The organism is Pseudomonas sp. TWP3-1, from assembly GCF_049896625.1.
GTDB lineage: Bacteria > Pseudomonadota > Gammaproteobacteria > Pseudomonadales > Pseudomonadaceae > Aquipseudomonas.
The window spans coordinates 158813-170245 of record NZ_JAFCUQ010000012.1 but is presented as its reverse complement, the minus strand read 5'-3'; the positions used below and the strand labels follow the sequence as shown (position 1 = coordinate 170245).

Annotated in this window: 12 protein-coding genes; 7 read left to right on the top strand and 5 right to left on the bottom strand. The window is 60.7% G+C overall.

All coding sequences use genetic code 11. The features are described from left to right. The first annotated feature begins 156 nt into the window (after positions 1 to 156). The gene (locus tag ACP7BN_RS17760) at positions 157 to 789 is read left to right on the top strand and encodes a hypothetical protein (RefSeq protein ID WP_426205455.1); all 633 of its coding nucleotides are present in this window, start codon (positions 157 to 159) and stop codon (positions 787 to 789) included. Positions 790 to 909: 120 nt separating this feature from the next. On the opposite strand, the gene phnX is transcribed toward ACP7BN_RS17760, so the two are convergent. Both phnX and ACP7BN_RS17750 read right to left on the bottom strand, forming a co-directional pair. Then, complete coding sequence (phnX, locus tag ACP7BN_RS17755) at positions 910 to 1737, bottom strand: phosphonoacetaldehyde hydrolase (RefSeq protein WP_426205454.1); 828 nt, start codon at positions 1735 to 1737, stop codon at positions 910 to 912. Between the two features lie 49 nt (positions 1738 to 1786). Beyond that, positions 1787 to 2896: a 2-aminoethylphosphonate--pyruvate transaminase gene (locus ACP7BN_RS17750; protein WP_426205453.1), complete on the bottom strand. Its 1110-nt coding sequence runs from the start codon at positions 2894 to 2896 to the stop codon at positions 1787 to 1789. A 113-nt stretch (positions 2897 to 3009) separates the two neighbouring features. Between ACP7BN_RS17750 and ACP7BN_RS17745 the strand changes: the two genes are divergently transcribed. Then, complete coding sequence (locus ACP7BN_RS17745) at positions 3010 to 3870, top strand: LysR substrate-binding domain-containing protein (RefSeq protein ID WP_426205452.1); 861 nt, start codon at positions 3010 to 3012, stop codon at positions 3868 to 3870. A 124-nt stretch (positions 3871 to 3994) separates the two neighbouring features. On the opposite strand, the gene ACP7BN_RS17740 is transcribed toward ACP7BN_RS17745, so the two are convergent. Beyond that, complete coding sequence (locus ACP7BN_RS17740; RefSeq protein WP_426205451.1) at positions 3995 to 5374, bottom strand: type VI secretion system Vgr family protein; 1380 nt, start codon at positions 5372 to 5374, stop codon at positions 3995 to 3997. Positions 5375 to 5594: 220 nt separating this feature from the next. Here ACP7BN_RS17740 and ACP7BN_RS17735 point away from each other — a divergent pair, with 220 nt between their 5' ends. Then, positions 5595 to 6299 carry a YebC/PmpR family DNA-binding transcriptional regulator gene (locus ACP7BN_RS17735; RefSeq protein ID WP_420650125.1) on the top strand — a complete coding sequence of 235 codons (705 nt, stop codon included), beginning with the start codon at positions 5595 to 5597 and terminating at the stop codon, positions 6297 to 6299. Positions 6300 to 6425: 126 nt separating this feature from the next. Here the strand turns inward: ACP7BN_RS17735 and ACP7BN_RS17730 are convergent, their stop codons facing one another. Together ACP7BN_RS17730 and zapE are read right to left on the bottom strand one after the other, a co-directional pair. After that, positions 6426 to 7739: a leucine-rich repeat-containing protein kinase family protein gene (locus tag ACP7BN_RS17730; protein ID WP_426205450.1), complete on the bottom strand. Its 1314-nt coding sequence runs from the start codon at positions 7737 to 7739 to the stop codon at positions 6426 to 6428. A gap of 72 nt (positions 7740 to 7811) precedes the next feature. Continuing rightward, positions 7812 to 8936: a cell division protein ZapE gene (zapE, locus tag ACP7BN_RS17725; RefSeq protein ID WP_426205449.1), complete on the bottom strand. Its 1125-nt coding sequence runs from the start codon at positions 8934 to 8936 to the stop codon at positions 7812 to 7814. Positions 8937 to 9208: 272 nt separating this feature from the next. Here zapE and ACP7BN_RS17720 point away from each other — a divergent pair, with 272 nt between their 5' ends. The 4 genes from ACP7BN_RS17720 to ACP7BN_RS17705 all read left to right on the top strand — a co-directional run bounded on the left by ACP7BN_RS17720 (position 9209) and on the right by ACP7BN_RS17705 (position 11429). Continuing rightward, positions 9209 to 9730 carry a Csu type fimbrial protein gene (locus tag ACP7BN_RS17720; RefSeq protein ID WP_426205448.1) on the top strand — a complete coding sequence of 174 codons (522 nt, stop codon included), beginning with the start codon at positions 9209 to 9211 and terminating at the stop codon, positions 9728 to 9730. Positions 9731 to 9836: 106 nt separating this feature from the next. Then, positions 9837 to 10367, top strand: a complete 531-nt coding sequence (locus ACP7BN_RS17715; RefSeq protein ID WP_426205447.1) for a Csu type fimbrial protein — start codon at positions 9837 to 9839, stop codon at positions 10365 to 10367. Between the two features lie 20 nt (positions 10368 to 10387). Then, positions 10388 to 10924 (top strand): Csu type fimbrial protein, encoded by a 537-nt coding sequence (locus ACP7BN_RS17710; protein ID WP_426205446.1) that lies wholly within the window; start codon positions 10388 to 10390, stop codon positions 10922 to 10924. Between the two features lie 4 nt (positions 10925 to 10928). Beyond that, positions 10929 to 11429, top strand: a complete 501-nt coding sequence (locus ACP7BN_RS17705) for a Csu type fimbrial protein (RefSeq protein WP_426205445.1) — start codon at positions 10929 to 10931, stop codon at positions 11427 to 11429. Positions 11430 to 11433: the final 4 nt, after the last annotated feature.

Sequence of the window (11433 nt, the reverse complement as noted above, 5' to 3'; positions counted from 1 at the left end):
CGCTGTAACCGAGTGTTGTTTATATCTTGTATTTGCGAAAGTTTGAGTGTTTTTAGTCAAGTGGTTATTGTCGTTGGCAGTCGGTAATTGAAGTTTATTTGATTGCCTAAATCAACGGCAGCAATAAATCAGCTGCTTGAATAAATGGATGTATATATGGCTTTCAGTATTTTGCTGGATAACAAATCTGGATATATCGTGCGCAAGGCCATGGCCAAACCTCCGGTATCGAAACCCGGGATTTCCGTGCCGAAGCCAAAGCCGCCAGTGCCGCCGGTCAAGCCACCAGTGCCGCCGGTCAAACCTCCGGTGAAGCCACCAGTACCGCCGGTCAAACCTCCGGTGCCGCCGGTCAAACCACCCGTCAAGCCGCCCGTGCCACCGGTCAAGCCTCCAGTGCCGCCAGGCACACCTCCGGTCAAGCCCGTAGCAGATGTCAGGCCGCCAATGCCGTGGCCTACGCTGAATATCAACGTCGATCCGGTTGCGCTGTACAACCTGCTGAATGCGCTGGGCAGCACGCGCAACCCTGACGGGTCCACTGCGCTGGTTGATGGCAGTGTGATCAACCCCGAGCAGACTGCAGTAACGCGTCCCGACGGGATCATTCAGCACGCGGATGGTCGAGTGGAGCATCCAGACGGACGCATTGTCTGGCCGGATGACACCATTGAATATCCCGATGGACGTATTGTCTGGGCAGATGGAACCGAGCAACTGCCCGACGGTTCGATTAAATACCCGGACGGACTGGCATACGATGCTGACGGTAATCTGATTTCTGAGTGAATAACCATGTTCGCCAATAGTGAGTGATATTGTTTTTTACTATTGGCTGAGTTTTGTTAGTTGTCAGACGCAATAAAAAAACCGCCAGGCCTTTCCGGGTTGGCGGTTTTTATAGTGTGATTAAAAGCTTTGCGGCATTTCTCCATTTGCCAGACGTTGATTGATATCGGCAATCACTTCTGGCAAATCGGTAATGGTGTCGATCATGTAATGCGGGCGCGAGGCTGCGAACAGTGCGTGAATGCGCTCGCGTTCGCTGGCCAGTGCGTCACTGCTCAGCGCGCGATAACCAGCGTAATCCAGCCCCAGCGCATTGCCTGAGCAGATCAGCGCGACCGTCCACATCCCGGCGCGGCGGCCTTCGAGAATGCCCGGCACGGTGTCGTCGATTTTCACACACGCAGCAACATCATCGATGCCCAGCGCAATCACGTTGGCCAATGCCTGAGCTGGCCAAGGGCGGCCGTTTGGCACTTCATCGGTGGCGACTACGTGATCGGCGACGTAGCCGTTGCTCGCGGCCAATTCGACGACTTTGTCCATGACTTGCTTCGGATACCCGGAACACGAGCCGATTTTGATCCCTTGCTGGCGCAGGTTGGCGATGGTCTCCAGTGCGCCGGGGATCAGTGCCGAGTGCTCGGCGATTTTTTCGATCTGCAACGGCATGAAGCGCTCATAGATGGCGGTAACGTCGTCGTCAGTCGGGGTGCGACCGAACGCCTTGCGATAACGCTCGGCGACTTGCGGCTGGTCGCACAAGGTGCGGATGTGATCCCACTTGCCCATGCCCATCGGCCCGCGGGCTTCTTCGATGGAGACCTGAACGTCGAATTCGGCGAAGGCTTCGACAAAAATCTGCGTGGGTGCGAATGAGCCGAAATCGACTACGGTGCCGGCCCAGTCGAGGATCGCGGCTTGCAGCTGGGTTGGGTTGCTGTAGTTCATGCTGATCAAATCCTGTGGTAAATGACTGAAAAAGCTGTGTGCCGGGAAATCAGATAGCGAGGACTTCCATCTCGCGCAGCGCCTCGCCAATCGCCGCCACGGCTTCGCGCATTTGCGCCGGGTTGACGTGGCCGATGCAGCCGACGCGGAAGGTTTCGAGCTGGGTCAGTTTGCCGGGGTAGAGGATGTAACCCTTGGCCTTGACCCGTTCGTAGAAGTCCTTGAACTGGTAGCGCGGATCGTTGGGCGCATGGAAAGTGGCAATGATCGGCGCCTGAATTTCTGCCGGCAGAAAACTGCGCAGCCCAAGCGTGGCCATTTCTTCCATCAGCGCCTGACAGTTGGCCGCATAACGCGCATGCCGCGCCGGCAGGCCGCCTTCTTCGTGGTATTGCAGCAGCGCTTCGTGCAGCGCGGCGACTACGTGGGTCGGCGGGGTGAAGCGCCACTGCCCGGTTTTTTGCATATAGCTGTGCTGATCGAACAGATCCATCGCCAGCGAATGCGAATTGCCGGCGGAGGCGGCCAGTGATTCCTTGCGGGCGAATACGAAACCCATGCCCGGCACGCCTTCCAGGCATTTGCCCGAAGCGGCGATCAGCGCATCGAACGGCACTTGTTGCGCATCCACCGGCAAGGCGCCGAAAGAACTCATGGCATCGATGATCAGGCGTTTGCCGTGCTGCGCAATAACTTGGGCAATTTCTGCCAGTGGATTGAGGATGCCGGTGCTGGTTTCACAATGAATCAGTGCGACGTGGGTGATATCACCGTCGGCGCGCAACAGGCGGTCTACGTCGGCCGCGGTGGTCGGCTCATCTTCGGCGGTTTCGAAGGTGCTGAACGAGCGGCCGAGCACTTCGCAGATCTTCGCCAGACGCTTGCCGTACGCGCCGTTGATCAATACCAGAATCTTGCCGTCACGCGGCACGAGGGTGCCGATCGCGGCTTCGACGGCGAAGGTGCCGCTGCCTTGCAATGGCACGCAGTGGTGCGTCGCCGCGCCGTTGAGGATCGCCACTAATTGTTCGCAGAGGCTGGCGGTCAGTTGATTGAAGCGGTCATCCCATGAACCCCAGTCGACCATCATCGCCTGGCGGGTTCGCGCCGAAGTGGTCAACGGGCCGGGAGTGAGCAGGATGGGGGCGGCAATACTCATTCGTGTGTCCTCGCGAAAGCGCTGGGGGATGAAGCTACGGGGCCTAAGTTGCAATTCGGCGAACCATCAATCAAATTGTTTGTTGTTATGCCAGCCATCAGTGAGAGTTATTCATGAATCTGTTTCAGCTGCGCGCCTTCGATGCTGTCGCCCGAGAAGGCAGTTTCACCCGCGCTGCTGCGCGGCTGTTCATCAGTCAGCCGGCGGTCACTGGGCACATCAAGGCGCTGGAGGAGCACTACCAGATCACCCTGCTAAGGCGCACCGCGCGGCGGGTCGAGCTGACCGAGGAGGGCAGCAAACTCGCGGCCATCACCCGGGCGATGTTCGGCATGGCCGAAGAGGCGCAGGCGTTGCTCGAAGCCAATCGACAGTTGCTCAGCGGCCGGCTGGAAGTGGCGGCTGACGGCCCGCACATGGTCATGCCGATGCTCGCCAGCCTGCGCGCGCGGTATCCGGGGATTACGGTGAACCTGCGGTTGGGCAACGCGCAGGAAACCCTCGCCGCGCTGATGTCCGAGCATGCCGACGTGGCGGTGTTGACCGAAGTCGAGCCGCGCAAGGGCCTGCATCTGCAAGCGCTGAGCGAATCGCGGATTTGCGCATTGGTGCCGGCCGGGCATCCTTGGGCGGCGCGTACGTCTGAAGTGCAGCTCAAGGAACTCGATCAAGTGATCATGGTGCTGCGCGAGCCCAGTTCGATCACCCGGCGCACCTTCGATCAGGCCTGTGCGCAGGCGTCGGTCAATCCACGGGTGCTGCTGGAGCTGGACAGTCGCGAGGCAGTGACCGAAGCCGTGGCGGCCGAGCTCGGCGTCGGCGTGGTGTCTTCGGTGGAGGTCAGCCATGACCCGCGCGTGGTGGCGATTGCGCTTGCCGGCGACGGATTGGTCAACCGGCACATGCTCGGATGCATCGAGCGGCGCCGGGAGTTGCGCCTGATTCAAGCGTTTTTCGATTTGGCGCCCGCCTGAAGCACCGCGGCGCCTTCAATCGCTAGCAGGCTAGCTCCCACAATTGAAATGCGTTCACCCTGTGGGAGCTAATGCCATCAGCTTCCACAGGGGATTTGTATACGCCGCAAGACCACTGTAAAGCTCAAGGCGCGGCACGGTTGAGCAGCCAGTTGAGCAACGGGTCGTCAGTGTCGGACTCAGGCATGGTTTGCCGGAGTGGTCGGGAACCACAGGCGTCGAGGCACAGGATCGGTCGATCCGGATCGCTGTCGAGAAAACTCACCCAGACCTCACTGCCGGCACGAGGCAATGCGTCTGCTGCGAGTCGGCCGCTGGTGGCAATCGGTAGCCACAAATTTTCAGTCTCGCCGAGCGCGGGCCATAGCTGCACGGCGATGCGGCCCTGGTCATCCGGTTGCGGCGGCTGGCCGGGTGTACCGCGCACTCGTGCCAGTTGATACCCGGGAATGCTCGGGCGCGCGTGGCGCAGTGGCGGACGGAAGTCGGTCGACCATGGTTGCGCGGTAAATTCATTGTGATATCCGCGGGTTGCGGGCATCGGCTCAAGGATCGACGGCTGTTGCCCCTGATGGCGCAACTCGGTGATCAGCCATTGCTCGTTGAAGCCGCTGAGCGGGTGATCGGCCACTTGGAGCAGTTGGCCACTTCGCAGACGCGGGCAATCGCTGCGGCCGTGAATCGAGCGATACTCACAACGCTGGCGCTCCAGTTGCCGACGACTGCGCTGCTCGGCATGGCGCTGTTCGCTCGGCACTAATCCCGGTTCGTTGGCGGGCACTGAATGGTTGGCCGCTTCCTCCTGACTTTGCACTTGCCCACGCTCGCGAAAGCTTTGCGCAAGCATCGGGATCACTGCTTTATGCCGCTGGAACAGTGCACTGACGGTGGGCGACGGCGCGTCATTCTCGTTGCTGAATCCGATCGATGTCGGTTGTTGCGGCAAACTCAGGCTGTCATCGGCGAACACCACCACATGCCCGTCGGGCTGGTGCTCAAAGTGATAGTGGATGCCTTCTTCTTCGCACAGGCGCTGCAACAACGCCAGATCACTCTCGTCGTACTGGATGCAGAACGGTCGGGGCGGATAGTGGCCGACGTTCATCTCGATTCGGTAACTGTGCGGTGCCAGGCAGTGTTCGGTCAGCAGTTGCTGAATAATTGCCGGCACGTCCGAGCGCGTGAACACTCGGCGTCGCGGCTGCAGGTCGAGCGCGCTTAAATGCGGCATCAGCACCAGTTGATAACCGATCCGATGCGTTCCGCGATGTTCGCAACTGACACTTTGAATGATGCCGTGAATCCCCTGATCGTTATCCAGCTGCAGGAACGCTGCCTGGTGCAGCAGACTACCCGGCGGTTGCGCCGGGGCCAGGCCGATGACTTCAATCTCGAAACGATACAACTGATTCAGCGCTTCATGACCGCTGAAACGCAGCACCGGCAGGCAGAGGCCGCCATCGAGCAGGGTCAGGGTGAAGGGGCTTTCCTTGTCATTGAGCATTCGCGCGGCTCTGTCAGGCAATACGGACGGCAGAGGGTACGAAACCGCAGCGCGAAATAGGCATGGCATAGGGGGTTTTCAGAATTGCCCTACAAGCTGCGTAGAAGATGTCGATTCGGCAACCGAATTTTTGGTCGATTGCCGACTTTAGGCCGTATAAACTTGGCGCCACCGCGTCGGCCAATAAATGTCTCGGCGCCACAGATCAAGAGAGTGAGTAATGGGCGCACAGTGGAAGGTTAAACACAAAGAAGCGGCATCCAACGCCAAGGGCAAGATCTTCGGCAAACTGGTCAAGGAAATCACCATTGCTGCGCGCAACGGTGCGGATACCGCGACCAACGCACATTTGCGTCTGGTGGTCGAACAAGCCAAAAAAGCTTCGATGCCGAAAGAAACCCTGGACCGCGCGATCAAGAAAGGCGCGGGCCTGCTTGGCGAAACCGTGCAATACCATCGCGTGACCTACGAAGGTTTTGCTCCGCATCAGGTGCCGTTGATCGTCGAATGCGTCACCGACAACATCAACCGCACCGTGGCGGAAATCCGCGTGGCGTTCCGCAAGGGACAATTGGGTGCGTCCGGTTCGGTGGCCTGGGACTTCAACCATGTCGGCATGATCGAAGCTTCGGCGGACAGCGCGGATTCCGATCCGGAAATGGCTGCGATTGAAGCCGGTGCGCAGGATTTCGAGGCGGGTGAAGACGGCGCGACGTTGTTCCTGACCGATCCGACTGACCTCGATGCCGTGCAGAAAGCACTGCCGGAGCAGGGCTTCACCGTGTTGTCGGCCAAGCTTGGCTACCAGCCGAAGAACCCGGTCAGCGGTTTGAGCGATGAGCAGATGGCTGAAGTCGAAGCCTTTCTTGAAGGCCTCGATAACCATGACGACGTGCAGGACATGTTTGTCGGATTGGCGGGCTAACCTGCGGCAGATGTGATCGACCTGTGGCGAGGGAGCTTGCTCCCGCTGGATGGCGAAGCCGTCCCAATCAGACGACTGCTACGCAGCCGAGCGGGAGCAAGCTCCCTCGCCACGGAATCCAGGCGATCACAGGTTATGCAGCAACTGCACAACCTCGCTGAACCCCGGCCGCCCCAGCACATCCGGCTGGCAGCAGCGCCGCTCCAGGCCTTCCAGCGCCACACGCTGCCCGTCGCTCAACCCCGATTCGATGCGCGCCAGCAATTCACCCAGCAGCACCCCGAACGCGCGTACTTCAATGCGTTGCAAGGCACGGGTTTCCAGACTGTCTTCGGTGGCATGGAACGACGCCGCACCAAAATCCCCCAACAGACAATCGCCCCGCTCATTCAACAGGATGTTGTGCCCGTACAGATCACCGTGGGTGATGCCTTGTCGATGTAGATGCTCAGCAACTGCGGCGATGCCCCGCGCAATGCGCAACGCGACCTCGGCCGTAAAACGGCAGTTCTCGGCATACACATCCCGCGAGCAAGACACCAGGCTCGGCAATCCGGCCAGATTGAGATAACTCGGGTCGATCAGCTGCATCACCAGCCCTTGCTGGCCATCCGGATGGTTGCCGATGCGTCCTTCGACGCGAATCAGGTTCGGGTGCAGTCCGGCGGTAATGCAGGCGTTCATTTCGTGCAGCGGCGAGCCGTCGCTGGTCATTTCGCCTTTGTAGAGTTTTACCGCCACTTGCGTGGTCGGCTGATCGGCAGGTTGCCAGATCGCTCGGGAAATCACCCCGGAAGCGCCTTCACCGAGTTGCTGTTGCAGACGCAAGGTCGACCAGTCAATGATCGGCGTCGCTTCAAGTGCCGCCGCGTCTGCTTCGGTCTCCAGCGGATTGCCGGCATAGGCCAGCCAGGTCAGGCTCGGCAGAGTCAGCAACCATTGCGGCAGATCGGTCATCCGATTGGCGGCGATCCTGAGCAACTCCAGCCTGTGACATTGGCTCAACGATGGCGGTAACGTTTGCAGACGATTGCCCGCCAGCATGAGCTTCTGCAACTGCGGGCGTTCGCCGAGTTCGACGGGCAGGGTTTCAATGCAGTTGTCAGTCAGGATCAACCAGCGCAACAGCGGCGGCAGCGCCGCGCCGGGCACATGAGCGATGCGGTTGGACTTGAAGCCGATCATCGTCAATGCCGGGCACTGACCCAGGCACGCCGGCAACTCGGTAAACAGGTTATCCGAACAAAACAGCACTCGCAGGTGCGTCAGCCGACGCAGGTCATCCGGCAGACTGCTCAAGGCATTACCGCTGAGGTTGAGGACTTCCAGCGAATCGGCGAGGTCGAAAATTTCCCGCGGAAATTCGCTCAGGCCTTCCGCCAGATCCAGACGAGTGATGCCCGACAACTCGCCGGCGCGCAATTGAGCAAGGGTGTGCATGAAGGTGTTCGCTATAGACAGATAGGCGCGAGGCGCCGGAAGTTGCGCGACATGATAGCGCCAGACGGTTGGCTATTCGCGCACTTCTGACAGTTGCCCCAAGCGACTGCGGGTGCGGGCGAGGTCGATGGCGTCACCGGCAAGGCTTTCGCCCAAGGGTAGCTGGCCGAGCAGGGTCAGGTGTTTGTCCTGATCGTAAAGCACGTCGATCAGGTTGATGAAGCGCTGCTGAGCGGCGATCGAGCATGCACCGAGTTGCGGCAGGTCGTCGATGATCCAGCGGTCGAACTGCCGGCACAATTCCAGATAGTCCATCACCGCTGTCGGTTGTTCGCACAGATCGGCGAAGGTAAAACCGACGCGGCGCTCTTCGCACAGTCGCGCTTGCAGTTCTCGTGCACCGACCTTGAGCTGCTGCGCCGGGGCATTGCTTTGCGGCAGCTTCAAAGCCCGGCGTTGCTCGGCGCTGGCTGGCCACACGTAATGCCCGTGGGTAAATACCTGATGCGCGTGGTGGCGCACCTGGCTGCGGTAATCGTGCGGGCCGCCGACTTCCATGACCTGCATGCGCGCGTTGATCAGATCGATCACCGGTTTGAACCGTGCGTGATACAGCGGATTGGGCAGCAAACCCTCCGGCGGATAATTGGAAGTGACCAGTAGCAAAATCCCACGCTTGAACAGCGCCTTGAACAGCCGGTTGATGAGCATCGCATCGCCGATGTCATGCACATGAAACTCGTCGAAACACAGCACCCGGCAGTCCTCGAGCAATGCGTCGAGGGTAACGGCGAGGGCATCGTCCTGGTCGCGATGGCGAAACATGCCTTGATGCAATTGGGCGAAAAACTCATGGAAGTGCAGGCGGCGTTTCTGCTCGATGGGCAGGGCTTGAAAAAAACCGTCCAGCAGCCAGCTCTTGCCCCGCCCGACGGCGCCGTGCAGGTACAGGCTTGGTGGTATCTGCGGCTTGTTGCCAAGCAAAAGTCCGGCCTGTTGTGCGAGGCAATCGATCACGCGTTGCTGGCTATGGCTGAGGGTGTAGCCCTGCGCGTGGGCCTGGTTGCGAAAGTAATCACGGATCGCTTGTGCACTGACGCAATGCCCCGCACTGGACGGGCGACTTTTGCCGAGCAGTCGGCCCAACACCGAAAAGCGCTGGGTCAGGGGCGGGCGTTTGGGTGGTCGAGCGGGCACTGTAAGGTCACTCCGATGGCGGCAGACCGGCTCCCCCGAGCGCGGCGGGGTAGTGTAACCAGATGGGTAGTTTGCCTTCCACTGCGGTTGCTCACCCGGGCTGTGGCTGGACAACAATCTGCGGCGCGTACAGCTTTTCTCAGCGGCATAAGCGGCAGTCTCGTCAACCTTTCGAAACATATCCCGGCAGAACACTGGATCCAATCGACTGGCGCAATCGCCGTCCGTTGCTAATCTGGAACCCAGTAACCACCGCACACAAGGAACGCGCAGTGAACACAAGGGTGGTCTGGGCATTGCTCGGCGGGCTCGCAGCGCCAGTCTTCGCCGCCGACTTGCAGGTCGAGGTGCGAGTCGATGTGCAGCGCGGCTGCCAGTTGGTCGGCCAGCAGCGCGAGGCCGGAATCGAGCAGTTGGGCGTGCTCGACTTTGGCAGCACCGCGCGGCTTGATGACCCGGCCGGGCCGCTCGGTGCGGCACTCACCAATCAGCGCCTGCCACGGCTGGAATGCAACCCGGACACGCCGTATCAGATGCGTGTCGATGGTGGCTTGCACGGCGGTGTCGGTGAGGTGCGCTACATGGCGGGCGAGGCGGGCAGCAAACCGATTCCGTATCGCTTGTATCAAGATGCTGCGCGGCGGATGCCGCTGGTGGTGGATGTGCCAGTGAGTGGCCGAGTGCCGGACACCGGCACAGTGGAATTGCCGTTATACGCGCGGATTGAGCGCATGGCCGAAGTGCCGCGCGTCAGCCGTTATTCGGATCTGGTCAAAGTGACGGTGACCTGGTGATTGCATCGGGTCAGTCGGCAACCCGCTGGATTCGGGTTGCGCAAGGAAGGGGCGCTCAATGACGAGCGCGATGGTCGAGTGATCCTGAAGGAGTAGGGCAAGCGCAATGACAAGCAAGCACTGGCTGGTAATCGCCACGAGCGCGCTGCTGTTGCTCACCGAACACGCACGAGCGGCGGTCAGTGGGCAAATCCACGCGCGGCTGGTGCTGATCGCAGGCTGCGAAGTGACCAACGGCGCCAGCCCGGGCCCGGTCGGCGATCTGGGCAAACTCGATTTCGGTCAGCAAGGCCCGACCTGGAACGCGCCGATCAAGGCCAGCCTCAGCACTGACAGCAGCGGCAAGCTGAATGTCGCGTGCAATCCTTCAGTCACCGGTTTCATTGTGACCATCGACGGCGGCGCGCATGGCGACGGCACCACCCGACGCCTGAGCAACGGGCGCCAGACCATCCCCTATCAGCTCTCCCTCGATCCTTCGGGCATGCAGAGCTACAGCATCGGTCAACAACACAACTTCGCTGTCACCAACGGCGCGCAAATACCGATCCCGGTGTTTGGCTCGGTGGTGGCGAACACCCGCGCGGTACCAGCCGGGGTCTATACCGACACCCTGACGGTAACGCTCGACTGGTAACCCCGTAGAGGACGGACACCATGCGTACGATTGCATCAAAGATTGGTTTGTCGTTGCTCGGCCTGACGCTGGCCTCCAGCGTCAATGCCGCCACCACGGTCACCGGGCAGATCACTTCCAGCCTGATTCTGACCAGCAGTTGCCAGGTCAACGGATCCGGCGGTTCCACCGGGCTGAACTTTGGTGCCTTGAACTTCGGCACCGCCAACAGTCTGTTCACCACTGCCACCGGGCAAGTGCTTGGCGGTGGCGGCGGGGCGTTGTCGATTCTGTGCTCGGCCGGCACCACGCCGACGGTCAAGGTACGCGCCGGTGCGCATGACGGGCTGTCGCCGGGCGGCACGCGCGCGCTTTACGACGGCGTCGCCAACTACGTGCCGTATGACTTGTACACCGACGCCGGGCATTCGCAGTTGTTGGCCATCGACGGGGTGGTCAACCTCTCGGCGAGTACCGGCGTGGCGCAAACGGTGAATCTCTACGGTCAGGCCGTCGGCAAGGCCGGGCTGCCAGCCGGGACTTACACCGACACCATTGCTGTTGAACTGACGTTCTAGTGCCATGCGCCGACCAGGTTGCGCGGCGTTGTTTTCGCTGTGCGCGTGCAGCGTGCCATTGCCGCTGGCGGCGGTGACCAGCCAGAGTTTTCAGGTCAGCGCCACGGTGACGCCGGGTTGCCTGGTGGTGGGCGGGGTGTCGAATTACGGCGGCTTGAATTTCGGCACACGCTCGGCCCTGGCCACCGACACCGTGCAGGTCGCGCTGACCGGCGGCGTGCAATTGCAATGCACGCCGGGCGTCACGTTGAACATGACCGTCGATGGCGGCCAGTACAACAGCAGTGGCCGGCACATGCAGCTCAACAGCGGCAGCGCGCGGGTGGCGTATGCGCTGTTTCGCGACGCGGCTTACAGCCAGAGCCTGGGCATCGGCCAGAGCGTGGCGGTGGCCTACGGCGATGCGAACAACATCAGCCTGCCGATTTACGGTCAGGTGCAATTACCGGGCAATCAGCCTGGGGGGACTTACAGCGACGTGCTGCAGGTGCAGCTGTCGTGGTGATGTG